At 65.4% G+C, this 1,408-nt stretch carries 2 protein-coding genes; both read right to left on the bottom strand.

The features are described from left to right. Window positions 1-38: 38 nt before the first annotated feature. Entirely contained in the window at window positions 39-890 is an 852-nt protein-coding gene (locus GDJ93_RS07740; protein ID WP_264297888.1) for an IS3 family transposase, read from the bottom strand. A 20-nt stretch (window positions 891-910) separates the two neighbouring features. Further along, window positions 911-1,402, bottom strand: a complete 492-nt coding sequence (locus GDJ93_RS07735; RefSeq protein WP_152068356.1) for a helix-turn-helix domain-containing protein — start codon at window positions 1,400-1,402, stop codon at window positions 911-913. Between the last annotated feature and the right edge of the window lie 6 nt (window positions 1,403-1,408).

The following is a 1,408-nucleotide window of genomic DNA, read 5'->3' as shown; positions in this document are numbered from 1 at the left end:
TGAACTGCACCCCAAAACTTGGACGGCTTAAATAAGAACTACGCCGCAAGGGACTGTCTCCGGAACTCCTCCGGGGTCAGTCCCTTCAGTTTAACCTGGCGCCTCCTCGTGTTCCAATGGACCACGAAGTCGTCGAGGTCCGCCTTGAAGGACTCGAAGTCCGGCCACGTCCTTCCGCGGAAGAACTCGTCCTTGATGTGGCCGAACACCTGCTCCGTCGCGCCGTTGTCGATGCAGTTGCCCTTCCGGGACATGCTCTGCACCACGCCGGCCTCCTCCAACCGCCTGCACCAACCGGCCTGCTGGTACTGCCAGCCCATGTCCGAGTGCAGGACCGGCCTGGAGCCCTTGGGCTTCTTGGACACGAGCTGGTCGAGCAGCTCGTGCTGCTGAGCCATGTTGGGGTGCAGCGACGTGGACCAGGCGACAATCTCCTTGCTGCCGAAGTCGTAGACCGGCGCGAAGTAGGCCTTGCCCCAGGGCTGCTTGAACTCGGTGACGTCGGTGCCCATCTTCTGCCAGGGCCCGTCGGCTTCGAAGTCCCTGCCGATGACGTTTTCGAAGGTCTTTCCGACCTTGCCCCTGTAGGAGTTGTACCTGTGGTAATCGGTCTCGCGGCGGATCCCGCAGCTGATGCCCATCTCGTGCATCATCTTGAGCGCCGTCTTGTCGGCTATGCGCACGCCCCGCTCGGCGCGCAGGCACATGGCGATCTGCCTGTGGCCGCACCCGTTGGCGGTGCGCGAGAATATCTCGGCGGCGGCCTCCCAGAGCTCGGGCCTGGTGGGAGCCTTCGGGTGCGACAGCGCGTAGTAGTAGCTGGACCGGGCCATGCCGGCGCACTCCAGCAGGCGCCCCAGCCCGTGCCCCTCTTCGCGCAGGACCCTCACGGCCTCGACCTTCGCCCTGGTCAGAGCCCGTCCCTCTCGACCAGGGCACGCAATTTTTTTAGGTAGGCCACCTCGGTCTCGAGCCTTCGGCAGCGCTCCTCGAGCTCCTCCTCGCGGGTCCGCGGCCTCGCCTTGGAACCGCTCGGCCGGCCCTTGGGCCTCGGGCGCAGGGCCTCCGCGCCGCCCCGGCGGTAGAGCGCGCACCATCTCTTGAGCGGCGACATCGACATTATGCCGAACGCCGCCATCGCCTCGGCCTTCGTCATGCCGCCGTCGACCACGGCGGAGGCTGCGGCGACCTTCTGCTCGTATGTGTACCTGGCCTGCTTGCCGTCCATGGATAGCAGCACCTCGCTTCCGAACGACCGGTATACGTAGAGCCATTGTCTCACGGTGTCGCGCGGGACCGACAGCGCCTTCGCCGCCGACTCGGAGCCGTGGCCTCGCTCGAAGAGCCCGATCGCCGCCTTCCTGGCCACGATGTCGTGCTTCACCCTCAAGTCGACACGCATAAAAAG

The organism is Collinsella aerofaciens, from assembly GCF_902501475.1.
Classification (GTDB): domain Bacteria; phylum Actinomycetota; class Coriobacteriia; order Coriobacteriales; family Coriobacteriaceae; genus Collinsella; species Collinsella aerofaciens_AL.
This window is presented reverse-complemented; position numbering and strand designations above follow the sequence as displayed.